We start from the raw sequence: 24,371 nt of genomic DNA, 5'->3' as shown, positions 1-24,371 counted from the left end.
TCAGACTTTGAACCGCGACACACCGCCGCGCAAACCGACCGCAACCTGGCTCAACTCGTCGATGGCGAAACTGGCCTGGCGCAGTGATTCCACGGTCTGGCTGCTGGCATCGCTGAGCTGGGCCAGGGCGTGGTTGATCTGTTCGGCGCCGGTGGCCTGGGCCTGCATACCCTCGTTGACCATCAGCACCCGCGGCGCCAGGGCCTGCACCTGATGGATGATCTGGCTCAACTGCTCGCCGACCTGCTGCACTTCGAACATGCCGCGACGCACTTCCTCGGAGAACTTGTCCATGCCCATCACCCCGGCGGACACCGCCGACTGGATCTCGCGGACCATCTGCTCGATGTCGTAGGTGGCGACTGCAGTCTGGTCGGCGAGGCGGCGTACCTCGGTGGCGACCACGGCGAAGCCGCGGCCGTACTCGCCGGCCTTCTCCGCCTCGATGGCGGCGTTGAGCGACAGCAGGTTGGTCTGGTCGGCGACCTTGACAATGGTCACCACCACCTGGTTGATGTTGCCGGCCTTCTCGTTGAGGGTCGCCAGCTTGTTGTTGACCAGGTCGGCGGCACCCATCACCTGGTGCATGGTCTCTTCCATGCGCGCCAGGCCCTGCTGGCCGGAACCGGCGAGCACCGAGGCCTGGTCGGCGGCGGAGGTCACTTCGGTCATGGTGCGCACCAGGTCGCGGGAGGTGGCGGCGATTTCCCGCGAGGTGGCGCCGATCTCGGTGGTGGTGGCGGCGGTCTCGGTGGCCGTGGCCTGCTGCTGCTTGGATGTGGCCGCGATCTCGGTCACCGAGGTGGTCACCTGCACCGAGGACCGCTGGGCCTGGGACACCAGCCCGGTGAGTTCGCTGACCATCTCGTTGAAGCCGGTTTCCACGGCGCCGAACTCGTCGTTGCGCTCCAGGTTCATGCGTACGCTGAGGTCGCCGCCGCGCAGGGTTTCCAGGGCGCGGACGATGCGCTGCATCGGTTCGGTGATGACCCGCATCAGCAGCAGGCCGCAGATGGCCGCGGCGATAATCGCCAGGACCAGGGAAATGCCCATGCTGAGCTTGGCGGTGGCGACGGCGGCAACGATATTGTCGGTGGCGCTATCGGCGTAGCGGCGGTTCCAGTCGATCAGGCTGTTGAGGTGCTTGCGCCCCTCGGCCCAGGCCGGGGTCATGTCCGAGAGCAGCAGGCGCTGGGCCTCGGGGTAGTCTTTCTTGCGGTAGGCATTGAGCACCGAGGCCATGGTGGCCTGGTAGTTCTGCACCATGCCCTTGAAGGTTTCGAAGTTGGCCTTGTCTTCCTCGTCGTCCATGGTCTGGCGGTAGTTTTCCATCTGCTGGTGCAGACGATCGTCGAAACTCTTGTACAGGGCCATGTCGGCGTCGGTGAGGTCGCGCTGGTTGCTCAGGCCTACCAGCTGCTGGGTCTGCACGTAGCTGTCGACCCAGGCGCTGCGGATCATCGAACTGTAGTAGACGCCGGGAATGCTGTCGGTACGGACCGCCTGCTCGCTCTCTTCGATGGCCAGCAGGCGCGAGTACGCGGCGATGACCATCAACGACATGATGGCGATGATCACGGCGAAACTTGCCAGGATCCGTTGGCGCAATGTCCAGTTCTTCACAATCAGCCCTCAAGCGTTCTACGCGGCAGGAAAAATGGGCTGATTATAGCCCACGGCCTACGTACCGATGGGGCTGATCCTACAGGGTTGATTGGGCAAAATGACTACGTTTGTGGACATTCACCCATTTTATTGACTCAGGTCGTCTGCACCTGGCGTTCCAGCTCCAGCTTGAGTGCCGGATCGAGGCGCAACTGGCGGGCCAGTTCGTCGAGATAGGCGCGCTCCATGAAGTGCTGCTCGTCCACCAGCAGGACGCTGGCCAGGTACATTTCCGCAGCCATTTCCGGGGTCGCGGCGGCGCGGGCGACGTCGGCCGGATCCAGCGGCTTGTTCAGCTCGGCGTGCAGCCAGTGCTGCAGGTCGCGGTCGTTGCCGGAAAGCTTGACGAACTCGCCTTCGATCAGCTCGCGCTCGCGGGCATCGACATGGCCGTCGGCCTTGGCCGCGGCCACCAGGGCCTTGAGGATCGCCTCGCTGTGCTGCTCGACCTGGGCCGGCGGCAGGCGGTCGAGGGTCTGCGGCTCGCCCCTGGGCGCTGCCGCCTGCTGGGCCTGCCAGTTGCCATAGGCCTTGTAGACCAGCACGCCGAGGGCCGCCAGGCCGCCGTAGGTCAGCGCCTTGCCGCCGTACTTGCGGGCTTTCTTGCTGCCCAGCAGCAGGCCCAGGGCACCGGCCGCCGCTGCGCCACCACCGACACCGGAAAGCAGGCCGCCAAGACCGCCACTGCTCTTGGGCGCGCTGCCAGACTGTTTCTGCAGCAGGTCCTGGCCGGACTTGAGCAGTTGATCGAGTAATCCGCGGGTGTTCATTGCAGGCCTCCGCAAATGGCGTTTTCGGAAAAGTGCCGATGAATGTTCATCGGTGCTTATAGGAAGCGGATCGTAGCCGGAGGTTTTGGCGGGGCTGGGTGAAAATATATTTCAGTTGATGACATATGCGGCACTGAAGGTTTCTGCAAGCCTCAATCACCCCCCCCGTTACCTGCCGATACTGCCGCGGCGTAAACCCGGTCAGCATCCTGAACTGCCGGGTGAACGCGCTGTGGTCGCTGTACCCGCACTGCAACGCCACCTCGGTGATCGGCAGGTCGGTGTGCAGCAGTCGATGCGCATGCTCCAGACGCACCTTGTGGATCATCTGCCGCGGCGTCAGGTGGAACACCCGCTTGCAGTAGCGCTCCAGCTGCGCCACCGACACCCCGGCGATCTTCGTCAGCTCGCCCAGGGTCACCGGCCGGTGGAAGTGCGTGCGGATGTACTCGTCCACCTGCGCCAGACGCTGGAACGCCGGGTGGGTTTCGCTGGCCGACTGCAGGTCCACGGAAATCCCCGCCAGGCCGATGATCTCCCCTCGCCGGTCGTACAGCGGCCGCTTGTGGGTCAGGCACCAGCCTGGCTCCCGGGTCCCATAAAGGTGCAACTCAAGCTGGTCCTCCAGCACCCGCCCCTCCTCCAGCACCCGCCGGTCCTGATCGGTGTAGCCCGGCCCCAGGTGCGACGGAAACACTTCGGCGCTGGTCTTGCCGAGCATCTGCCTCAGGTGCTTCTTCCCGCAGCGCTGGACCAGCGCCTGGTTGGCCAGCAGGTAGCGCGCCTGCAGGTCCTTGATGAACACCGTGGCATTGGGCAGCGCATCGAACAGCGGCAGCAGGAAGGCCAGCCCGGACAACAGTTCCTCGATGCTCTGCGGACGGCATCGAGCATCGCCGTCGCAGAGGATGGCAAACGCGCTTGGGGTCATGTGCCTGGCTCCCGTTTCCTGACCGACTGGTAAAAACTGCCACCGCAGCGAAAAGTGGCGGCCAGCTTGCCGCAGCCCCGGCGCCCTGTCGAGCTTCGCTGGAGGCCTTATTGGGCGTGGCCTGCAAGGCCTCGGAAAATTTCCGAAGAGTCATAGGGAAATTTCCTAACTATGCCGATTTCGTCATCTTCCTTGAAGAAAACCATCAAGCGCCGGCGCGCCGATGAGTCCACTGTATCGCCCATCGACCGGGTCGTCGGAAATTTCGGCGAGCGATGGCGAAAGTGCGTCAGTGGTCGCGGGAGGTGTGTCCTGCGATCGCACGAAATGACTCTTGAAGACGGACCTCAATAAAAATGCGCGGCTGCCTACAGCCGCAAACACGGTCCCGGGTGATCCCCACGCCGTGCTGCAACGACATTCATTCTGCCTATCCAATAACCCACAAGAAGGCGACGCCCATGTCAGGCAAAGGCAAGTTCAAGAAACAACTTTCACTGATAGACCTCACCTTTATCGGACTGGGAGCGATCTTCGGCTCCGGCTGGCTGTTCGCCGCCAGCCACGTGTCCGCCATCGCCGGTCCCGCCGGGATCTTCTCCTGGCTGCTCGGCGGTTTCGCCGTCCTGCTGTTGGGCATCGTCTACTGCGAACTGGGCGCCGCCCTGCCCCGCGCCGGCGGCGTGGTGCGCTACCCGGTGTACTCCCACGGCCCGCTGCTGGGCTACCTGATGGGCTTCATCACCCTGATCGCCTTTTCCAGCCTGGTGGCCATTGAAGTGGTCGCCGCGCGCCAGTACGCCGCGGCCTGGTTCCCGGAACTGACCAAGACCGGCTCCAGCGATCCGACCCTGCTCGGCTGGCTGGTCCAGTTCGGCCTGCTGTGCCTGTTCTTCGCCCTGAACTACAACAGCGTGAAGACCTTCGCCAAGTCCAACAACCTGATCAGCGTGTTCAAGTTCATCGTCCCGCTGCTGGTGATCGGCGTGCTGTTCACCTTCTTCAAGCCGGAGAACTTCACCGCCCACGAATTCGCCCCGTTCGGCCTGTCCGGCGTGGAAATGGCGGTCTCCGCCGGCGGCATCATCTTCGCCTACCTGGGCCTGACCCCGATCATCTCGGTGGCCTCGGAAGTGAAGAACCCGCAACGCACCATTCCCATCGCCCTGATCCTCTCGGTACTACTCTCCACCGCGATCTACGTCCTGCTGCAGATCGCCTTCCTCGGCGGCGTGCCCAGCGAGATGCTGGCCAACGGCTGGGCCGGCGTGACCAAGGAACTGGCCCTGCCCTACCGCGACATCGCCATCGCCCTCGGGGTCGGCTGGCTGGCGTACCTGGTGGTGGCCGACGCAGTGATCTCGCCCAGCGGCTGCGGCAACATCTACATGAACGCCACTCCGCGCGTGGTCTACGGCTGGGCCCGTACCGGGACCTTCTTCAGCGTCTTCACTCGCATCGACGAGAAGTCCGGCATCCCGCGCCCGGCGCTGTGGCTGACCTTCGGCCTGTCGGTGTTCTGGACCCTGCCGTTCCCGTCCTGGGAAGCCCTGATCAACGTGGTCTCCGCCGCCCTGATCCTCAGCTACGCGGTGGCCCCGGTGACCGTCGCCGCGCTGCGTCGCAACGCCCCTGAACTGGTGCGTCCGTTCCGCGTCCGGCACATGGGCCTGCTCGGCCCGCTGTCGTTCATCATCGCCGCGCTGATCGTCTACTGGTCCGGCTGGAAGACCGTGTCCTGGCTGCTCAGCCTGCAGATCCTGATGTTCGTCATCTACCTGTTGTGCGGTCGCTTCGTGCCGACCATGCACCTGAGCCTGGGCCAGCAGGTGCGCTCCTCGGCGTGGCTGATCGGCTTCTACGCGGTGACCATCCTCCTGTCCTGGCTGGGCAGCTTCGGCGGCCTGGGCGTCATCACCCATCCGTTCGACACCGTCGTCGTGGCGCTGTGTGCCCTCGGCATCTACTACTGGGGCGCGGCCACCGGCGTACCGGCACACCTGGTGCGCCTGGACGCGGAAGACACCGAAAGCGAAATCGAGCCCGGCCAGGCGAGCCTGCCGAGCGGCACTCGCGTGCAGCTTTCCTGACACCTGAAACGCCTTCACGAAGGGGACAGCTTCATGAAACAGATCCACGTCATCGATTCACATACCGGCGGCGAACCCACGCGCCTGGTGCTCAAGGGCTTCCCCGACCTCGCCGGCACGAGCATGGCGGAAAAGCGCGATGCCCTGCGCCAGCACCATGACCAGTGGCGCCGCGCCTGCCTGCTGGAACCCCGCGGCAATGACGTGCTGGTCGGCGCGCTGTACTGCGAGCCGGTCTCGCCGGACGCCACCTGCGGCGTGATCTTCTTCAACAACGCCGGCTACCTGGGCATGTGCGGCCACGGCACCATCGGCCTGGTCAACTCGCTGCAGCACCTGGGCCTGATAGGCCCGGGCCTGCACCGGATCGACACCCCGGTGGGCCAGGTCAGCGCCACCCTGCACGACGACGGCACGGTCACCGTGGGCAACGTCCCCTCCTGGCGCCATCGCCAGAAGGTCGCGGTGGAAGTACCGGGCTACGGGCGCTTCCTCGGCGATATCGCCTGGGGCGGCAACTGGTTCTTCCTGGTCTCCGAGCACGGCCAGGACCTGCGCCTGGACAACGTCGAGCGGCTCACCGACCTGACCTGGAAGATGCTGCGCGCCCTCGAAGCGCAAGGCATCACCGGCGAGGACGGCGGGCTGATCGACCATATCGAACTGTTCGCCGACGACGCCGAGGCCGACAGCCGCAACTTCGTCATGTGCCCCGGCAAGGCCTACGACCGTTCGCCCTGCGGCACCGGGACCAGCGCCAAGCTGGCCTGCCTGGCCGCCGACGGCAAGCTCGCCGCCGGGCAAAGCTGGGTCCAGGCGAGCATCACCGGCAGCCGTTTCCAGGGCCGCTTCGAATGGGACGGCGAGCGCATTCGCCCCTTCATTACCGGCAAGGCCTTCATGACCGCCGACAGCACCTTGCTGATCGATGAAAGCGATGCATTTACCTGGGGTATCTGATCCCCGTCACTGACCTTGCACGGACCCTGTGGGAGCGGGTTCACCGGAACGCCGGACCGCCGCGATGACGCCGGTGAATCCACCACCGCAATCGCGGCTGAAGCCGCTCCCACAGGATCCGCACCAACCTGAAAAAACCAAAGGAACACTCGCAATGACCACCAACATCTTCACCGGCACCATCCCCGCCCTGATGACCCCTTGCACCCCGGAGCGCAAACCCGATTTCGACGCCCTGGTGCGCAAGGGCAAGGAACTGATCGAGACCGGCATGAGCGCCGTGGTCTACTGCGGCTCCATGGGTGACTGGCCGCTGCTGACCGAGGCCGAGCGCCAGGAAGGCGTGGCACGCCTGGTCGCCGCCGGCGTGCCAACCATCGTCGGCACCGGCGCGGTCAACAGCCGCGAAGCGGTATCCCATGCTGCCCACGCCGCCAGGGTCGGCGCCCACGGCCTGATGGTCATCCCCCGCGTGCTGTCCCGCGGCGCCTCGCCGGCCGCTCAGGAAGCCCACTTCGCGGCCATCCTCGAAGCCGCGCCGAACCTGCCGGCGGTGATCTACAACAGCCCGTACTACGGCTTCGCCACCCGCGCCGAGCTGTTCTTCAAGCTGCGTCGCAAGTACGCCAACCTGATCGGCTTCAAGGAGTTCGGTGGCGCCGCCGACATGCGCTACGCCGCCGAGCACATCACCTCCCAGGACGCTGAAGTGACCCTCATGGCCGGCGTCGACACCCAGGTGGTGCACGGTTTCGTCAACTGCGGCGCGACCGGCGCCATCACCGGCATCGGCAACGCCCTGCCGCGCGAAGTCCTGCTGCTGGTGGAACTGAGCAAGAAAGCCGCCAAGGGCGACGTCGCGGCCCGCAGCCGTGCGCTGGAACTGTCCGAGGCCCTGCAGGTGCTGTCGTCCTTCGACGAAGGCTGCGACCTGGTGCTGTACTACAAGCACCTGATGGTGCTCAACGGCGACCACGAATACACCCTGCACTTCAACGACACCGACGTGCTCGGCGAAGCCCAGCGCAACTACGTTGAAACCCAGTACGCCCTGTTCCGCACCTGGTACGCCAGCTGGTCGGTCCAGCACAACCTGGTCTGATCCGCCGCGGTGCGTCGCGCACCGCTTGTCTTTTTCGCCGGTCGTGCCGCCCTGCGCGGCGCGTCCGGCTCCGAATTCCACTCAGGAGACGCCATGACCCTGACAGGCACCCTGCTGATCGGCCAGCAATCCGTAGCCGGCATCCGCGAAGCCATCCGGGCGATCGATCCGGCCACCAACCAGATGCTGGAGCCGGCGTATCCGGGCGGCACCTTTGAACAGGTCGAACAGGCCTGCGCCCTGGCCTGGACGGCCTTCGACAGCTTCCGCGAAACCTCGCTGGAGGCCCGCGCCAGTTTTCTCGAATGCATCGCCACGCAGATCGAAGCCCTGGGTGACGCACTGATCGACCGCGCCGTCCTGGAGAGCGGCCTGCCCCGCGCCCGCCTCCTGGGTGAACGCGGCCGCACCTGCGGCCAGTTGCGCACCTTCGCCCGCACCGTGCGCGCCGGCGAATGGCTGGATGTGCGGGTCGACAACGCCCAGCCCGAGCGCCAGCCGCTGCCCCGCGCCGACCTGCGCCAGCGCCAGGTGCCCCTGGGCCCGGTGGCGGTGTTCGGCGCCAGCAACTTCCCCCTGGCCTTCTCCGTAGCCGGTGGCGATACCGCCTCGGCGCTGGCCGCCGGCTGCCCGGTGGTGGTCAAGGCCCACAGCGCCCACCCCGGCACCAGCGAACTGGTCGGCCACGCCGTGGCCCGTGCGGTGAAGCAGTGCAACCTGCCGGAAGGCGTGTTCTCGCTGCTCTACGGATCCGGCCGCGAAGTGGGCATCGCGCTGGTCTGCGACGAGCGCATCAAGGCGGTCGGTTTCACCGGCTCGCGCAGTGGCGGCATCGCCCTGTGCCAGGCTGCCCAAGCGCGTTCAGAACCTATTCCGGTGTACGCCGAGATGAGTTCGATCAACCCGGTGTTCCTCTTCCCCGCCGCCCTTGAGGCCCGTGGCGAAGCCCTGGCCCAGGGCTTCGTCGCCTCGCTGAACCAGGGCGCCGGGCAGTTCTGCACCAACCCCGGCCTGGTCATCGCCCGCCAGGGCGCGGACCTCGACCGCTTCATCGCCAGCGCTGCCCAGCACATCTGGCAGAGCCCGGCGCAGACCATGCTCACCCCGGGCATCTTCAGCGCCTACCGCAGCGGCGTCGAAGCACTGGGCAACAACCCCAATGCCGATATCGCCGCCGCCGGCAAGGCGGATGACGGTCCGAACCAGTGCCAGACCCACCTGTTCGTCACCCGTGCCCAGGACTTCCTCGGCGACCCGAGCCTGCAGGCCGAAGTCTTCGGCTCGGCGTCGCTGGTGGTCACCTGTGCCGACGACGCGGAAATCCGCCAGGTCGCCGAGCACCTGGAAGGCCAGCTGACCGCCACCCTGCACCTGGACGACGCCGACCTCGATGACGCCCGTGCCTTGCTGCCGGTGCTGGAGCGCAAGGCCGGACGCCTGCTGGTCAATGGCTGGCCGACCGGCGTCGAGGTGTGCGACGCGATGGTTCACGGCGGCCCGTTCCCGGCCACCTCGGACCCGCGTGGTACCTCGGTGGGCACCGCGGCGATCCAGCGTTTCCTGCGGCCGGTGTGCTACCAGGACTTCCCCGACAGCCTGCTGCCCGTCGCCCTGCAGCACGGCAACCCGCTGCACCTGCGGCGGCTGCTCGATGGCCAGCGGGAAGCCTGAAGCATGACCACGACCTGCACAGCCAGTGAACTGGATATCGCCGTGGTCGGCGCCGGCATCGTCGGTGTCGCCTGCGCCCTGCAGTTGGCCCGGCACGGCAAGCGGGTGGTGCTGGTGGATCGCCAGGCGCCCGGCATGGGCGCCTCGTTCGGCAATGCCGGGCACCTGGCCACCGAGCAGGTGTTCCCCATCGCCGACCTGTCGATCCTCAAGCGCCTGCCGGCGATGCTCATGGATCCCATGGGCCCGCTGCGCCTGGACTGGAAGTACCTGCCCAGGGCCATGCCGTGGTTCGTGCGCCTGCTGCTGAACCTGCGCGCCCAACCATTTCGCCGCAGCGTGGCCGGGATCCGTGCGCTGAACGAGGCCAGCCTGGCGGCGTGGCAGCGCCTGTTGGGCTCCGTCGGGCAGAGCGAGTTGCTGCGCGAGGATGGCTCGCTGCTGGTATTCGAAAAGCCGGAATCACGCCCGGCCATCGACGCCCTGCAGGCGCGCATGCGCCAGCAGGGCGTGGCCGTGGAGTTGTGGCAGGCAAGCGCGGTGAAAGCCGCGGCGCCACAACTCAGCGAGCACCTGCTGGGCGGCTTGTTCTTCCCCGCCACCGGGCACTTCCTCGACCCGCTCCAGGCCGTGCACGCCCTCTACGAAGCTGCCCGCGCCGTGGGTGTGCGCTTCATCCAGCGCGAGGTGCGCGGTGGCCGGGTGACGGCCGATGGCGTGGCCTTGCTGACCGAGCAAGGCGAACTGAGTGCGAAACAGGTGCTAGTGGCCTGTGGCGCGCATTCGGCACCGCTCACCGAGGCCCTGACCGGGACACGGGTGCCGCTGGATACCGAGCGTGGCTATCACCTGATGCTGCCCAACGAACACGGGCGCTTGCCGTTCGCCGTCACCTCGCTGGAACGCAAGTTCATCATGACGCCGATGGCGGGCGGCCTGCGCCTGGCCGGGACGGTAGAGTTCGCCGGGCTGCAGCGTCCGCCGAACATGGCCCGGGCCTGGCAACTGCAGCGCCTGAGCCAGGGTCTGTTCAAGCGCGAGCTGGACGCCGCCGGGGCCACGCCGTGGATGGGCTTCAGGCCGTCGTTGCCGGATTCGCTGCCGGTGATCGACCGGGTCTGCGATGGCAAGGTGTTGCTCGCGTTCGGGCACCAGCACCTGGGGTTGACCCAGGCGGCCGTGACAGCGGAGATGGTGGCGGGGTTGGTGGGTGCCGAGGTGGATAGGCTGCCGGGGTATGAGTGGTATCGGTTGGGGAGGTTCTGAGCCGGGTATCCGCTCCTCATCGCGCTCTGGCTATCTACACATTTCTTCCCGAGCAAAATAACAGAGCCGACTAGGCTGCGCGAACTCTGTGGGAGCGGGTTCACCCGCGATTGCGGTGGTGGATTCACCGACGCAATCGCGGGTGAACCCGCTCCCACAGAGTTCGCGCTCCAATTGACCGAGATGCGTAGATATCTACGCCGCGACAGGATCTCGCTCAGTGCGCCGAATCCACCAGCACCTCCTCCCCCAACGCCCCGTTCACCGGCAATGGCTGGTTGGTCGAATTGCTCGCCCGCATCACCCGGATCGGCCGCGCACCAGCGTCCCGCGCCGAGGTGATGTCGTTGTCTGAATCGCCGTAGTAAACCTGCAGGCCCCGGTCATGGATGAAGCGGGTCTTGTCCGGCCCCGAGGTGAACACCACCGGCTGCATGTCGGTGATGGCGAAGGTCTCCCGCAGGATCCGGGTGAGCTGCTCGCCCTCGGTCTGCGGCCGCGCGGTGATGAAGAACAGCCGGTCCCCCCGCCGCTGATGCTCGGCGATCAATGCCCGGGCCACGTCCTTGGGAATCGAATAGCGATCGCAGCCGCCATTGGTTTCCGTCCAGAACGCCATGTCCTTCAGGTACGCGTTGCTACCCGGCGAATACTTGCGCTGGCCCTCGTAGAAACACGGGCTGGAAAACAGCACGGTGTCGTCGATATCGAAGCCCACCGCCATCGGCGCGGCCTTGGCGAAGCTGGCGGAAAGCTGCTCGACGCTGATCCAGCGCACTTCGGGCTGCTGTGCCGGACGCGAACAGCCCAGCAATGAAACGGCCAGCACGGCCGCCAGGGTGTAACGGGAAATACCCACGGAAACCTCACGAACGGAAAGACGGAAACCTTCATACCTGACAGCAATGTCAATTATGTTTCAGCACCTGACTGAGCGGTCATCTTCGAAGGAATAGCCAGAAAATACGGCACCAAACCGGTGCAGCACAGGAAAAACATCTGGCGTTTCGCCACTTAATCAAAATGTAACTTTCCACCACTAGGTTGTTCCTGACACGAGTGACAGCTTTCGGAAAATCCGTGACGGGGCTCTCACAAACCAGGAAAGCGTGGAGAGCCTCCGCAATGCGCAGTTGGGAAGAACCGAAAAAGAAACGCCTGCACATCGAGATCATTCCGATGATCGACGTGATGATGTTCCTGCTGGTGTTTTTCGTGCTGATCAGCCTGAACGTGATTCCGGCCCTGGGCATCAAGACCCAGTTGCCCGGCGCCGCCCATGCCCAGCAGTTGAAGCCGCAGAACAAGGCGGTGATCACCCTGGGCCTGAATGACCGCCTGCAACTGGATGGCCAGGACCTGCATGAAGACGAACTGGTGCGCCAGTTGAAGTCGCTGGAGAACACCAGCGAGAAGCTGGTGATCATCCTCAACAGCGACCAGGACGTGGAAGTGGGTCGGCTCGTGGCAGTGATGGACCTGCTCAAGAGCAACGGCTTCGCCTCCGTCTCCATCGCCACGCGAAAGCTGTAAGTCATGTCGGCCCTGTTCAAATCGCGAAAAGCCCTCGCGTGCCTGCCGGCGATCTGCCTGTTGGCGATAGCCGTGCAGAGCGCCTTGAAGGCGGACCTGAAGATCACCCCGAAGTACGACGAGAGCACCGTGGAGGTGGCGCTGATCGATCCGGCCGAGTTGCAGCCGGAACCGCCGCCACCGGCACCGCCGCCGGAGCCTGAGCCTGAGCCCGAGCCACTGCCAGAGCCCGACCCGGAACCGATCGTGGAAATACCGGAGCCGCCGCCCAAGCCCAGGCCCAAGCCGCCTGAGCCCAAGCCGCAGCCGCCAAAGCCGAAACCGCAAGTCGCAGCAAAACCGGCGCCCACCCCCGCGCCACCGCAGCCGGTCACCCCACCGGCGCCAAGCAAACCGGCCGCGGCGCCGGTCGCCGCCAGGCCCGCACCGCCACCACCTCCGGCGGCCCCTGCGGTCAACGTGGCCGCACTGGAAAACAGCTACATCGCCGCCCTGCATGCAGAGCTGGAGAAATACAAGCAATACCCGCGCGGCCGCGAGGCCTCGCTGCAACGCCCGGAAGGCAACGTCGTGGTCTGGCTGCTGATCGACCGGGGAGGAAAAGTGCTCGACTCAGGGATCGAGAAGAAGGCGGCGAACATGCTGCTGAACAAGGCGGCGCAAACCAGTTTGCGCCGCATCGAGCAAGTAAGGCCCTTCCCCGATGCGGTTTTCGAGGGCAGGGATAAGTACCGATTCATCGCGACGCTTGTTTACAACATAGAAAACTAGTTTCCAAGGAACGCTGCTCGCCGACGCCCCGCCCCTGGCGTCGTGCGGGCGGCTGCCCGCGGAAAGCTGAAAACCTGTCTTCGACAAAAACCACATTCAGATATGGGAGGGAAGCTCGGTGAAACTTGATCGGCTGTTCGTCATGATGTTGGCCGTGGGTTGTGGCGGTTGGACCGCCTCGGCCCTGGCAGAGGATTCCGTGGATATCGGTAGCGTGAACGTCACCGGCCAGACCGTAGGCAATGGCCAGATGGTCCAGGAAGAAGCGGCCAAGGCCCGCTCCACGGTGACCAAGGAAGCCCTGGAAAAGATGTCGCCCACCGGCAACGGCATCGACAAGCTGAAGTACACCCCCGGCATCAACGTCTCCAGCGACGACAGCAGCGGCCTCTCCGGTTTCAACTTCACCATGCGTGGCATGAAATCCGACCAGATCGGCATGACCATGGACGGCGTACCGATCAACGACTCGGGTAGCTACGAGGTGTACCCGAACCTGCTGGGCGACCCGGAAAACCTCCAGGAAGTCTTCGTCACCCAGGGCTCGTCCGAACTGGACGCACCGCATATCGGCTCCAGTGGCGGCAACATCGGCCTGGTGTCGATGAGCCCGACCAAGGACGCCGGCGTGTTCTTCAAGCAGACCGTCGGCAGCAACAACCTGACCAAGACCTTCGTGCGCCTCAATACCGGCGAATACAACGGCCTGAGCAACTACATTTCCGCGTCGAAGACCAACAGCGACAAGTGGAAAGGCAAGGGCGACCTGGATGCCGAGAAGTTCGAACTGAACAGCCTGTTCAAGTTCGGCGAAGGCAACTCGATCAACGGCATCATCAAGTACCACAAGCAGGAAAACTACAACTACGTGTCGCCAAGCCTGGCGCAGTACAAGTCGGACCACGACTACGACTTCCCCAACGAGCCGACCTACAACCCGACCACCGGCAAGCTCACCACGGCGAGCTGGAGGACCAGCATCAACCCGTTCGAGACCATGACCGCCTCGGTGACCAGCCGCTGGCAGTTGCGCGATGACCTGCAACTGACCGTCGCGCCGTACTACTACTGGGCCAGCGGCGGCAGCTACCGGGCCTTCGGCTCGCCGGCCACGCTCAACCGCACCACCAACAGCTCCGGCAACTACGACTTCAGCAACCTGAACACCAGCGCCCAGTACAACGCCGACGGCAACCCGGTCAGCGGCCGCTACTCCCGGCCGTCCTGGAGCGAAACCTGGCGTCCGGGCATCAACACCAAGCTGAGCTGGGCGTTCAACGACGAGCACACCATCGACGTCGGCTACTGGTACGAACGTGCCCGCCAGCGCCAGAGCCAGCCTTTCGTCTACCTCGAAGCCGATGGCAGCCCGACCGACATGTGGCCCGACTACAACGGCTCCAACCAGGTCAAGGACGCCAACGGCAATACCGTGCAAGGCCGCGACTACTTCACCATCACCCCGTCGCACAAGCTGTTCCTCCAGGACACCTGGAGCGCCACGCCCGACCTGACCCTGACCGCCGGCATCGCCTACGAGCACTCCAAGCGTGACGGCGACATGCGGGCCAGCCTCTACGACACCCCGGAAAAACGCGAGAAGACCTACCATCAGTTCCTCCCCAGCTTCAGCGCGCGCTACCAGGTCAACGAAGAGAACCAGGCGTTCTACAACCTCACCCGCAACATGCGCACGCCACCGAACTACGCGCTCTACAACGCCGGCGACTCGATCAGCCTCAAGCCCGAGCTGAGCTGGAACCAGGAACTCGGCTGGCGCTACGCCACCGAAGACATGGCCCTGTCGGCCACCCTGTTCTACCTCAAGTTCAAGGACCGCCAGGTATCGAGCCGCGACGAGGTTACCGGCGACTACCTGATGCTCAACGTCGGCGAGGTCGAGAACCGTGGCGTGGAACTGGAGTTCAGCGGCCTGCTTCCGCACAACTTCAACTACTACGCCTCGTACACCTACACCGAGGCCGAGCAGCAGAACGACACCCTCTACTACGGCGTGTACGTGCCGACCAAGGGCAAGCAGATCGCCGGCGTGCCGAAGAACATGTTCAACCTCAGCCTGGGCTACGACGACGGGCGCTTCTACGGCAACGTCATCGGCAAGTTCGTCGACAACCAGTTCGGCGACCTGACCAACGACCAGAGCATCCCGCACTACACCACCGTGGACATGAACGTCGGCTACCGCCTGCCGGTGAACAAGAAGTTCGTCAAGGACGCCACCGTGCGCCTGTCGCTGAACAACGTGTTCAACCGCGAGTACCTGTCGGGCGTGCAGACCACGGTGTTCAACTCGACGCGCTACAACGGCACCGGTTCGTCCTACGCCGGTGCCCAGACGCCTTACTACACCATCGGCGAAGAGCAGACCGTCGCGCTCTCCGTGGAAGCCAACTTCTAGAAAACTCCGGGGCAGGCGAACACGCCGGCCCCGGCCATGCCCTGCACCCGAGGTAACCCAGCATGAACATGGACCTGCTTCACGACATCACCTTCTACATCATGTACGGCGCCGCCGCCCTGGCCGCCTTCGTGGTGGTGGAACGCGGCATCTTCTTCGCCTACAACCTGCGCAAGGCCCGTGGCCTGGAAGCGGCCCTGCACAAGAAAGTCCGCCACTTCGACGAACTCCCCGGCGAACTGCGCCAGCGCGACAGCCTGCCCCTGGAACTGCTGCGCCAGTTGTTCGAAGGTCGCAGCCAGGTGCACTCGCACAATGAACTGGAAGACCTCGGCCAGGCCATCTACATCTCCATGCGCGGCAAGCTCAACCACAGCCTGTGGATCCTCGAAGCGGTGGTCGCCGGTGCGCCGCTGCTCGGCTTGCTGGGCACCATCCTCGGCATCATCGACACCTTCAAGGCCCTCGCCGAAGCCGGGGTTTCCGATCCGGGCGAAGTCTCCCGCGGCATCGGCACCGCGCTGTACGCCACCGCCCTGGGGATCGCCATCGCCCTGGTCGGCCTGGTGTTCAACAACCACCTGCAAGACCGCCTGGAACTGATCAACGACCACCTGAAGATGCTGTTGCTGCGCGCCGGCATGGGTACCCCGTTCGCCAGCAAGCCGGTCGCAACCCCGGCCACCAGCCTGCAACACGCCTGAGAGGCCGAGGATCGCCATGTCCCGCGCGAGTAATGCTGTACGCCCGCTGTCGCTGCTGCTGGCCGCCATGCTCCTGGCCAGCGGCTGCGAGAAAGCCCCGGCCCCGGTCGAGGTCACTGTCGCCGCTCTCAACGACTTCCACGGCAACCTGCTGGCCAGCCCCTTCCAGTACCCGGACGCCACCGGCACGGTGAAGCTCAAGGCCGGCGGCCTGGGCCCGCTCAGCGGCGCCCTGGCCGAGCTGCGCCAGCAGGATCCGCAACTGCTGCTGATCGGCGCGGGCGACATGGTCGGCGGCAGTCCGCCGATATCCTCGATGTGGGCCGACGAACCGAGCCTGAAAGCCCTGAACCTGCTCGGACTGAAATTCTCCGTGGTCGGCAACCATGAGCTGGACCACGGCAAGGCCGAGCTGCTGCGCCAGGTCAACGGCGGCTGCGACTCCGACCGCGCCGACAAGGCCTGCCAGTTCGACAAGGACTTCAAGGGGGCCGGCTTCCCCTACATTTCCGCCAACCTGATGGACAAGCAAAGCGGCAAGCCGGTGTTCGCCGGCTACCGCATCGAAGAGGCCCACGGCGCCCGGATCGCCTTCGTCGGTGCAACCCTGCGCAACGTCGGCGCCTACGTCAGCGCCAGGAACATGGACGACCTCTACACCGTCGACGAGGCCGAGGCGATCAACGCCCTGCTGACGGAACTGCGCCAGCAGCAGGTCGATGCCATCGTCGCGGTGATCCACCAGGGCGGTGCCACCCCGGAACGCTTCGACCAGCAGGAGTGCAGCCAGCTCGGCGGCGACGTGGTGGACGTGGCCAGGCGTCTCGACCCGCAGATCAAGGTAGTGGTCACCGCCCACACCCACGAAGGCTACCTGTGCCGCCTGGGCGACAAGCTGGTGACCCAGGGTGCCTCCTTCGGCCGCCTGCTGACCCACCTGACCCTGACCGTCGATACCACCAAGCATCAGTTGCTCGACGTGAAAGCCGAGAACCTGGTGGTGGATGCCCAGCGCTACAGCGCCACCGCCCAGGTTGCCCCGCTGCTGGCCGAAGTCGAAAGCCGCAGCCAGGCGCAACTGGGCAAGCCGGTCGCGCGCCTGGCCGCCCGCGAAGTGCTGCGCGCCACCAACGAAGCCGGCGAATCGGCCATGGGCGACCTGATCGCCGACTCGCAACTGGCCGCCACCCGGGCCCTCGGCGCCCAGGTGGCGCTGATGAACCAGGGCGGCATGCGCATGGACATCAGCCTCGACGAAGGCCAGGAACAGGTGAACTACGGCCAGGTGGCCACGGTGCAGCCGTTCAACAACAGCCTGACCCTGCTCACCCTCAGCGGCGCGCAGTTGAAGGAACTGCTGGAGCAGCAATGGCAGGACGGCGGCATGGGCTTCTACCCGCTGCAACCTTCCGCCTCGCTGACCTACCGCTATGACGACAGCCGTCCCAAGGGCCAGCGCGTGCTCGCCGACAGCCTGCGGGTGGACGGCCAGCCGGTGCAGCCGGAGCAGGACTACCGCATCGCGATGAACAGCTTCCTCGCCGAGGGCGGCGACAACTTCGGCGTGCTCAAGCAGGCCCGCGATCGTCTGGACACCGGGATCAACGACCTCGAAGCGATGATCGCCTACCTGCAGGAACGCGACCGCGCCGGCCAGCCGGCCGGCTTCGCCGAAGCCGGGCAACGCATCCAGAAGGCCAGCGCGGAGGTCGCCAGCAATGCGCCCTGAAGACTGGCAAGCCCTGCACCACCGCCTGCTGCCCCACGCCATCGCCGCCGCCGACAGCGCCTGGTGCCCGCACTCGGAATTCCCCGTGGGCGCCGCGCTGCTCACCTCGGACGGCGAGATCATCCGCGGCTGCAACGTCGAGAACGTGTCCTACGGCCTGACCAACTGCGCCGAACGCAGCGCGCTGTTCAGCGCCATCAGCCAGGGGCTCGCCCCCGGCAGCTTCAAGGCGCTGCTGGTGTATGCGCCGAGGGTGCCGGTGATCTCGCCCTGCGGGGCCTGTCGCCAGGTGCTGGTCGAGTTGCTCGACCAGCAGTGCCCGGTGATCTGCGTCGGGCATGACGCCGCAGCCACCCGCTACTGGACCGTGGAGCAGTTGCTGCCCGGCGCCTTCAGCGAGTTCTGACAATAAAAAACGATCGGCTGCAAGGGACGGCGGCCTCTACTTGAATCCTCTGGGGAAACATCGATGGGTCTCATCGGTATCGTGGTGTTGTTGCTGTTGGCCGTGGCGCTGTCCAGCAACCGCAGGGCCATTCGTTTGCGCACCGTGGGCGCGGCCTTCGCCCTGCAGGCCGGGCTGGGCGCCTTCGCCCTCTATGTGCCCTGGGGACAGAGCACGCTGACCAGCATTTCCGACTCGGTCGGCTCGCTGCAGGGTTATGCCAACCAGGGCATCGATTTCATCTTCGGTGGCCTGAGCAGCGGCAAGATGCTGGAAGTGTTCGGCAACGGCGGCTTCGTCTTCGCCATCCGCGTGCTGCCGCTGATCGTGTTCTTCAGTAGCTTCATCGCCGTGCTGTATTACCTGGGCATCATGAGCCTGGTCATCCGCGTGATCGGCGGCGGCCTGCAACGTGTGCTCGGCACCAGCCGCACCGAAGCGATGTCGGCCACGGCGAACATCTTCGTCGGCCAGACCGAAGCGCCCATGGTGGTGCGCCCCTTCGTCCGCCGCCTGACCCGCTCCGAGCTGTTCGCGGTGATGGCCGGCGGCATGGCCTCGGTGGCAGGCTCGGTGCTGATCGGCTATGCCAGCCTGGGGGTCGAGCTGAAGTACCTGATCGCCGCCAGCTTCATGGCCGCCCCCGGCGGCCTGCTGATGGCCAAGCTGATGGAACCGGAAACCCAACAGCCCCACGACGACCCGGACGACCTGCCGGAAGAGCCGGGCAGCAAGCCGGCCAACGTCATCGACGCCGCCGCCCTCGGCGCTTCCGCAGGCCTCAGCCTGGCCCTCAACGTCGGCGCCATGCTGCTGACCTTCATCGCCCTGATCGCCCTGCTCAACGGCCTGCTTGGCTGGACCGGCGACTGGTTCGGCTTTCCGCAGCTGAACCTGCAATTGCTCCTCGGTTACCTGCTGGCTCCGCTAGCCTTCGTGTTGGGCGTGCCCTGGCACGAGGCGATCACTGCCGGCGGACTGATCGGGGAAAAGCTGGTGCTCAACGAATTCGTCGCCTACGTCGACTTCGCCAACCACCTCGACCCGGCACAGGCCGCTGCCAAAGGCGTCAGCGTGCTCTCGGCGCAGACCCAGGCGATCGTCACGTTCGCCCTGTGCGGCTTCGCCAACCTCGCCTCCATCGGCATCCAGCTCGGCGGCCTGGGGGTGATGGCGCCGGAGCGCCGTGCCGACATCGCCCGTCTCGGCCTCAAGGCGGTGGCGGCGGGCACCTTGTCCAACCTGATGAGCGCGGCAATCGCCGGGGTCTTCCTGGCGCTGTGAACCTGAACCCATGAATTCGCGTGAACCCGACATGACCGAACTCGATACGACCCTGGCGCACAACCTGATTGCGCTGCTGGACCTGACTTCCCTCAACGATGACGACAGCGACGCGCGCATCATCGACCTCTGCCAGCGCGCCCTGACCCCGGTGGGGCCGGTGGCGGCGGTGTGCGTCTACCCGCGCTTCGTGGCCCTGGCCCGACGCACCCTCGATGCCCTCGGCGGCCAGACCGTGGCCGTGGCCACCGTGACCAACTTCCCCGCCGGCAACGCCGCGCTGGACGAGGTGCTGGAGCAGACGCGCCAGGCCCTGGCCGACGGCGCCGACGAGATCGACGTGGTCTATCCGTACCGTGCCCTGCTGGCCGGCGATGCCGACCGCGGCTTCGCCCTGGTCCGCGCCTGCAAGGCCTTGTGTGCCGACCGTGCGCTGCTCAAGGTGATCCTGGAAACCGGCGAGCTGGCCGACCCGGCGCTGATCCGCCAGGCCAGCCTCGACGCCATCGAGGCCGGCGCCGACTTCATCAAGACCAGCACCGGCAAGGTCGCGGTCAATGCCACCGCCGAGGCGGCGCGGATCATGCTCGAATGCATCGCGTCCAGCGGCGTCAATGTCGGCCTGAAGCCGGCCGGCGGCCTGAAGACCCTGGACGATGCACGGGTCTACCTGGAGCTGGCCGAGGCCATCAACGGCGGGCAATGGATCTCGCCACGGCACCTGCGCTTCGGCGCGTCCAGCCTGCTCGGCGACCTGCTCAACCGCCTCGGGGTTCCGGCTCCGGCGGACGGAGGGCGCTACTGATGGTCTGGCTGCCACAGGAAGTGATCCGGCGTAAACGCGACGGCAAGGTGCTCGACGACGCCGATATCCGCCGCTTCGTCAGCGGCATCACCGACTTCAGCATCAGCGAGGGCCAGGTCGCCGCCTTCGCCATGGCCGTGCTGCTCAAGGGCCTGCAGGTCGGCGAGCGCATCGCCCTGGCCACGGCCATGCGCGACTCTGGCCGGGTGCTGGGCTGGAACCTGCCGGGCCCGGTGGTGGACAAGCACTCCACCGGCGGCATCGGCGATCTGGTCAGCCTGCCCCTGGCCCCGCTGCTGGCCGCCTGCGGCTGCTACGTGCCGATGATTTCCGGGCGCGGCCTGGGCCATACCGGCGGCACCCTGGACAAGCTCGACAGCATCCCCGGCTACGACAGCCAGCCGGACATGGCACGCCTGCGCGAAGTGGTGGCCAACGTCGGCTGCGCCATCATCGGCCAGACCAACGACCTGGCCCCGGCGGACAAGCGCCTGTACGCCATCCGCGATGTCACCGGCACGGTGGAGTCCATCGACCTGATCATCGCCTCGATCCTCAGCAAGAAACTGGCGGCGGGCCTCGACGTGCTGCTGATCGACGTCAAGGTCGGCAACGGCGCCTTCATGGCCCAGGCCAGCGACGCCGCGGCCCTGGCCGAAAGCATCGTCGCCGTGGCCAATGGCGCCGGGGTGCGCACCCGCGCCCTGATCACCGACATGAGCCAGCCGCTGGCGCGTTCGGCGGGCAACGCCCTGGAAGTGGAGGAAGCCGTCGCCCTGCTGCGTGGCGAAGTGCGCAGCCAGCGCCTGTGGGACGTGACCCTGGCGCTGGCGGAACAGACCCTGCTCTGTGCCGGCCTGGCCAGCAGTGCGGAACTGGCTCGCGAACAGTTGCTCGCGGCGTGGAAAAGCGGCGCCGCCCTGCAGCGCTTCGCGCGCATGGTCGAGGCCCTGGGCGGGCCGGCGGACCTGGTCGAACGCCCGGAAAACCATCTGCCGGCGGCCCCGGTGGTAATCCCGGTAATGGCACCGCAGGCCGGCATCGTGCAACGCATCGATACCCGGGAAATCGGTCTCGCCGTGGTCGGACTCGGTGGCGGTCGGCGCAACCCGCAAGACCCGATCGACCCGGCGGTGGGCTTGAGCCAACTGTGCTTCCCCGGCGAAGCGGTAGGCGCCAACCGGCCGCTGGCGCTGGTGCATGCCCGCGACCTGGAGCAGGCCGAGCGCGCAGCCGCCGCGGTGCAGGCGGCCTACAGCATCGCCACCCTGCCCTACGAAGCGCCGGCGCTGATTTCCGGCCTGTGCCTGGAGCCCGCATGAAACGCGCCCTGCTGCTGGTCCTCGACTCCTTCGGCATCGGCGCCAGCGCCGACGCCGCACGCTTCGGCGATGCCGGGGCGAACACCTTGCTGCACATCGCCGAAGCCCGTGCCCGTGACGGGCGGCCATTGCAGTTGCCCCATCTTGCCCGCCTCGGCCTGGGGCACGCGGCGGCGCTGAGTGGCGGCAGCTTCCCGCCGGGCTTCGTCGCCGACTGCGCCGTCGAGGGCGCCTGGGGCTATGCCCGGGAGCTGTCCAGCGGCAAGGACACGCCCTCCGGGCATTGGGAAATGGCCGGGGTGCCGGTGCTGTTCGACTGGGGCTACTTCCCGGCGCTGGAGCACAGCTTTCCACCCTCGCTGCTCGACGAGCTGATCGAACGCGGCGGCCTGCCCGGGGTCCTCGGCAACTGCCACGCCTCGGGCACCACCATCATCGAACAGCTGGGCGAGGAGCACCTGCGCAGCGGCAAGCCGATCGTCTACACCTCGGCGGACAGCGTGCTGCAGATCGCCGCCCACGAAGAGCACTTCGGTCTCGACCGGCTCTACGCCTTGTGCGAACTGGCCCGCGAACTGTGCGACCCGTACAACATCGGCCGGGTCATCGCCCGGCCGTTCCGCGGTGTCGATGCGGCCAGCTTCCGGCGCACCGGCAACCGCCGCGACTACTCGGTGCCGCCACCGGCGCCAACCCTGCTCGACCAGTTCTGCGCGGCCGGCGGCCAGGTGTTCGCCGTCGGCAAGATCGGCGACATCTTCGCCCACCAGGGCATCAGCCGCCTGTACAAGGCCGACGGCAACGACGCCCTGTTCGACAGCACCTTGCAGGCCCTTGCCGAGGCAGCGGACAACACCCTGGTGTTCAGCAACTTCGTCGACTTCGACATGCTCTACGGCCATCGCCGCGACAGCGAAGGCTACGCCACCGCCCTCGAAGCCTTCGACCAACGCTTGCCGCAACTGCTGGCGGCCATGGGCGACGAAGACCTGCTGATCCTCGCCGCCGACCACGGCTGCGACCCCAGCGCAGCGGGCAGCGACCACACCCGCGAACACATTCCCGTGCTGGCCTGGGGCAAGGGCGTGACGGCCGGCAGCCTTGGTGCCCGTGACAGCTTCGCCGACATCGGCCAGACCCTGGCGGCGTTCTTCGCCCTGCCCGCCCTGGCCCATGGCCGCTCGTTCCTCGATGGAGATGCCTGACATGCCCACACCGCATATCGCCGCCCAACCGGGCGAATTCGCCGACACCGTGCTGATGCCCGGTGACCCATTGCGCGCCAGGATGATCGCCGAGCACTACCTGAGCGATGTCCGCCAGGTCAACGGCATCCGCAACATGCTTGGCTACACCGGCCTGTACAACGGCCAGCCCGTCTCGGTGATGGGCTCCGGCATGGGCATCCCTTCCGTGTCGATCTATGCCCACGAGCTGTTCAGCCAGTACGGCGTCGAACGCATCGTCCGGGTCGGCAGTTGCGGTGCCGTGCAGCCGGGCATCCAGGTCCGCGACCTGGTGATCGCCCTCGGCGCCAGCACCGATTCCGCGGTCAACCGCAAGCGCCTGAACGGCTTCGACTTCGCCGCCATCGCCAGTTACCGCCTGCTGCAACAGGTGGTACGCCATGCCGATGACGCCGGCCAGCACGTGCACGTGGGCAACGTGTTTTCCGCCGACCTGTTCTACGAACCCGACCCCGGCCTGTTCGAGCGCATGACCCGCATGGGCATCCTCGCCGTGGAAATGGAAGCCGCCGGCCTCTATGGCGTGGCCGCCGAACTGGGCAAGCAGGCGCTGACCGTGCTCACCGTCAGCGACCACATCCTTACCGGCGAGGCCCTCAGCGCCGAGCAACGGCAACTGGACTTCCACGCCATGATGAAACTGACCCTCGATGCCCTCCAAGGAGAACCCGCAAGTGATCGTTAGCAAATCCCTACGCAATGGCCTGGTGCTGCTGGCCGGCCTGTGGGCTGGCCAGGTGTTCGCCTGGGGCCAGCAAGGCACCGCGCTGGTCGGTGAACTGGCGCAGCGCCAGCTGACGCCTGAAGCCAAGGCCGAGGCCATGCGCTTGCTGGGCCTGATCAAGCAGGACGACTTCGCGGTGGTAGCCAACTGGGCCGGCAACCTCGACAACAACCCGCAGACCAAGGACCTCTGGGAGCAGACGAAGAACCAGCGCCTGGTGATCTACAAGGCCGACGACTGCACCTTCCAGCTGCCTCGCGACTGCCCCGGCGGCGCCTGCAGCGTGGCGGCCATCGAGCAGAACCGCAAAGCACTGGCCGACCCCAAGGCCCCCAACCAGACCCGGCTGATGGCCTTGCTGTTCCTGATCCACCACAGCAGCGATGCCAGCTCGCCGCTGAACAACAGCTTCAAGGACGACAAGGGCGGCTACGACTTCCCGGTCAAGGCAGGCGGCAAGACCTACAACCTGCGCCAGGTCTGGGACGACTTCCTGCTCGGCTCGGCCAGGCTGGACGTCAAGGCCTACGCCGACAAGCTGCAAGCCGGCCTGCCCGCCGCCGACTCCGCCGATCCGGCACAGTGGTCGCAGCAGGCCTGCCGCATCGTCCGCGACGACGGCATCTACCCGCAGAAGGCCGAGAAGAAACGCAAGCTGCCGAGCCACCGCACCCAGGGCGACGACGATGACGGCGGTGTCGACTACGCCGCCAAGGCCATCGAGTACAACCGCACCGGCAAGGACTACAGCCGCGGCGACAAGCTGATGAACGAGAAGCCCAAGGGCGCCGGCGACGGCATCGACGCCCGGTACATGAGCACCTTCGTGCCGGTGGCCGAGAAGCAGGTGCAACTGGCCTCGGTGCGCCTCGCACAACTGCTCAACGCGGCGCTGGTCGCCGGTCGCCCCGCCTCCTGAGAACCGTGAACTCC

Annotated in this window: 21 protein-coding genes; 17 read left to right on the top strand and 4 right to left on the bottom strand. The window is 66.2% G+C overall.

The window, feature by feature from the left end; genetic code table 11:
• The 3 genes from V0R59_RS09240 to V0R59_RS09230 all read right to left on the bottom strand — a co-directional run bounded on the left by V0R59_RS09240 (position 1) and on the right by V0R59_RS09230 (position 3,366).
• Positions 1 to 1,623 carry a methyl-accepting chemotaxis protein gene (locus V0R59_RS09240; protein WP_330076977.1) on the bottom strand — a complete coding sequence of 541 codons (1,623 nt, stop codon included), beginning with the start codon at positions 1,621 to 1,623 and terminating at the stop codon, positions 1 to 3.
• Positions 1,624 to 1,760: 137 nt separating this feature from the next.
• Entirely contained in the window at positions 1,761 to 2,435 is a 675-nt protein-coding gene (locus tag V0R59_RS09235) for a tellurite resistance TerB family protein (protein WP_330076978.1), read from the bottom strand.
• 46 nt (positions 2,436 to 2,481) lie between these two features.
• Positions 2,482 to 3,366, bottom strand: coding sequence for an AraC family transcriptional regulator (locus V0R59_RS09230; protein ID WP_330076979.1), 885 nt, complete (start codon positions 3,364 to 3,366; stop codon positions 2,482 to 2,484).
• 461 nt (positions 3,367 to 3,827) lie between these two features.
• Between V0R59_RS09230 and V0R59_RS09225 the strand changes: the two genes are divergently transcribed.
• The 5 genes from V0R59_RS09225 (at position 3,828) to V0R59_RS09205 (ending at position 10,455) form a co-directional block, all read left to right on the top strand.
• On the top strand, positions 3,828 to 5,456 hold the full coding sequence (locus tag V0R59_RS09225) for an APC family permease (RefSeq protein WP_330076980.1): 1,629 nt from the start codon (positions 3,828 to 3,830) through the stop codon (positions 5,454 to 5,456).
• Between the two features lie 33 nt (positions 5,457 to 5,489).
• A complete protein-coding gene (locus V0R59_RS09220) occupies positions 5,490 to 6,416 on the top strand; it encodes a 4-hydroxyproline epimerase (RefSeq protein ID WP_330076981.1) in 927 nt (308 codons plus the stop codon).
• Positions 6,417 to 6,570: 154 nt separating this feature from the next.
• Positions 6,571 to 7,518, top strand: a complete 948-nt coding sequence (locus V0R59_RS09215) for a dihydrodipicolinate synthase family protein (RefSeq protein ID WP_330076982.1) — start codon at positions 6,571 to 6,573, stop codon at positions 7,516 to 7,518.
• A 93-nt stretch (positions 7,519 to 7,611) separates the two neighbouring features.
• Positions 7,612 to 9,189 (top strand): aldehyde dehydrogenase (NADP(+)), encoded by a 1,578-nt coding sequence (locus tag V0R59_RS09210; RefSeq protein WP_330076983.1) that lies wholly within the window; start codon positions 7,612 to 7,614, stop codon positions 9,187 to 9,189.
• 3 nt (positions 9,190 to 9,192) lie between these two features.
• On the top strand, positions 9,193 to 10,455 hold the full coding sequence (locus V0R59_RS09205) for an NAD(P)/FAD-dependent oxidoreductase (protein WP_330076984.1): 1,263 nt from the start codon (positions 9,193 to 9,195) through the stop codon (positions 10,453 to 10,455).
• Between the two features lie 217 nt (positions 10,456 to 10,672).
• On the opposite strand, the gene aphA is transcribed toward V0R59_RS09205, so the two are convergent.
• Positions 10,673 to 11,314 (bottom strand): acid phosphatase AphA, encoded by a 642-nt coding sequence (gene aphA / locus V0R59_RS09200; RefSeq protein WP_330076985.1) that lies wholly within the window; start codon positions 11,312 to 11,314, stop codon positions 10,673 to 10,675.
• A gap of 266 nt (positions 11,315 to 11,580) precedes the next feature.
• On the opposite strand from aphA, the gene V0R59_RS09195 reads away from it, so the two are divergent.
• The 12 genes from V0R59_RS09195 to V0R59_RS09140 all read left to right on the top strand — a co-directional run bounded on the left by V0R59_RS09195 (position 11,581) and on the right by V0R59_RS09140 (position 24,357).
• A complete protein-coding gene (locus V0R59_RS09195; RefSeq protein WP_330076986.1) occupies positions 11,581 to 11,988 on the top strand; it encodes an ExbD/TolR family protein in 408 nt (135 codons plus the stop codon).
• Between the two features lie 3 nt (positions 11,989 to 11,991).
• Positions 11,992 to 12,759 (top strand): energy transducer TonB family protein, encoded by a 768-nt coding sequence (locus V0R59_RS09190; protein WP_330076987.1) that lies wholly within the window; start codon positions 11,992 to 11,994, stop codon positions 12,757 to 12,759.
• A gap of 118 nt (positions 12,760 to 12,877) precedes the next feature.
• Positions 12,878 to 15,178 (top strand): TonB-dependent receptor, encoded by a 2,301-nt coding sequence (locus V0R59_RS09185; protein WP_330076988.1) that lies wholly within the window; start codon positions 12,878 to 12,880, stop codon positions 15,176 to 15,178.
• Positions 15,179 to 15,240: 62 nt separating this feature from the next.
• Positions 15,241 to 15,882 (top strand): MotA/TolQ/ExbB proton channel family protein, encoded by a 642-nt coding sequence (locus V0R59_RS09180; protein WP_330076989.1) that lies wholly within the window; start codon positions 15,241 to 15,243, stop codon positions 15,880 to 15,882.
• A gap of 16 nt (positions 15,883 to 15,898) precedes the next feature.
• Positions 15,899 to 17,611 (top strand): bifunctional metallophosphatase/5'-nucleotidase, encoded by a 1,713-nt coding sequence (locus V0R59_RS09175; protein ID WP_330076990.1) that lies wholly within the window; start codon positions 15,899 to 15,901, stop codon positions 17,609 to 17,611.
• Complete coding sequence (locus tag V0R59_RS09170) at positions 17,601 to 18,017, top strand: cytidine deaminase (protein WP_330076991.1); 417 nt, start codon at positions 17,601 to 17,603, stop codon at positions 18,015 to 18,017. Before V0R59_RS09175 ends, V0R59_RS09170 begins: the two co-directional genes overlap by 11 nt.
• A 63-nt stretch (positions 18,018 to 18,080) precedes the next feature.
• Complete coding sequence (locus V0R59_RS09165) at positions 18,081 to 19,340, top strand: NupC/NupG family nucleoside CNT transporter (protein ID WP_330076992.1); 1,260 nt, start codon at positions 18,081 to 18,083, stop codon at positions 19,338 to 19,340.
• Positions 19,341 to 19,371: 31 nt separating this feature from the next.
• Positions 19,372 to 20,145: a deoxyribose-phosphate aldolase gene (gene deoC / locus V0R59_RS09160; protein WP_330076993.1), complete on the top strand. Its 774-nt coding sequence runs from the start codon at positions 19,372 to 19,374 to the stop codon at positions 20,143 to 20,145.
• The gene (gene deoA / locus V0R59_RS09155; protein WP_330076994.1) at positions 20,145 to 21,467 is read left to right on the top strand and encodes a thymidine phosphorylase; all 1,323 of its coding nucleotides are present in this window, start codon (positions 20,145 to 20,147) and stop codon (positions 21,465 to 21,467) included. The genes deoC and deoA overlap by 1 nt, the downstream gene beginning before the upstream one ends.
• On the top strand, positions 21,464 to 22,672 hold the full coding sequence (locus V0R59_RS09150; protein ID WP_330076995.1) for a phosphopentomutase: 1,209 nt from the start codon (positions 21,464 to 21,466) through the stop codon (positions 22,670 to 22,672). Before deoA ends, V0R59_RS09150 begins: the two co-directional genes overlap by 4 nt.
• Before the next feature lies 1 nt (position 22,673).
• Positions 22,674 to 23,399, top strand: a complete 726-nt coding sequence (deoD, locus tag V0R59_RS09145) for a purine-nucleoside phosphorylase (RefSeq protein ID WP_330076996.1) — start codon at positions 22,674 to 22,676, stop codon at positions 23,397 to 23,399.
• Positions 23,389 to 24,357, top strand: coding sequence for a S1/P1 nuclease (locus V0R59_RS09140; RefSeq protein ID WP_330076997.1), 969 nt, complete (start codon positions 23,389 to 23,391; stop codon positions 24,355 to 24,357). The genes deoD and V0R59_RS09140 overlap by 11 nt, the downstream gene beginning before the upstream one ends.
• Positions 24,358 to 24,371 lie beyond the last annotated feature (14 nt).

The sequence above is a fragment of the Pseudomonas ulcerans genome (genome assembly GCF_036324125.1).
Classification (GTDB): domain Bacteria; phylum Pseudomonadota; class Gammaproteobacteria; order Pseudomonadales; family Pseudomonadaceae; genus Aquipseudomonas; species Aquipseudomonas ulcerans.
The sequence above is the reverse complement of the archived record's forward strand: the minus strand, read 5'-3'. Positions and strand labels throughout refer to the sequence as shown.